The sequence below is a fragment of the Streptococcus infantis genome (assembly GCF_001579645.1).
In the GTDB taxonomy this organism is placed as follows: Bacteria; Bacillota; Bacilli; order Lactobacillales; family Streptococcaceae; genus Streptococcus; species Streptococcus infantis_E.
This window is the reverse complement of the sequence record NZ_LQZF01000206.1, coordinates 1-325: the sequence shown is the minus strand read 5'-3', so window position 1 is coordinate 325 and position 325 is coordinate 1. Positions and strand designations below refer to the sequence as shown.

Sequence of the window (325 nt, the reverse complement as noted above, 5' to 3'; positions counted from 1 at the left end):
AGCGCTTGTGCTTGCTGATTCTGATGCTGATGTGCTTGCTGATTCTGATGCGCTTGTTGACGCTGACTCAGAGGCACTTGTTGATGCTGACTCAGAAGCTGACGTGCTTGCTGACTCAGATGCGCTTGTGCTTGCTGATTCTGAAGCTGATGTTGATGCAGATTCTGATGCGCTTGTGCTTGCTGATTCTGACGCACTTGTTGATGCTGATTCTGATGCTGATGTGCTTGCTGACTCTGATGCACTTGTGCTTGCCGACGCTGACGCACTTGTTGACGCTGACTCAGATGCTGATGTGCTTGCCGACGCTGACGCACTTGTTGAT

The 325-nt window shown here is 50.8% G+C and carries 1 protein-coding gene; it reads left to right on the top strand.

What is annotated here, in order from left to right; genetic code table 11:
• Positions 1–325: hypothetical protein (locus SINDD18_RS11060; RefSeq protein WP_193750859.1), on the top strand; the 325-nt coding region annotated here is incomplete at both ends.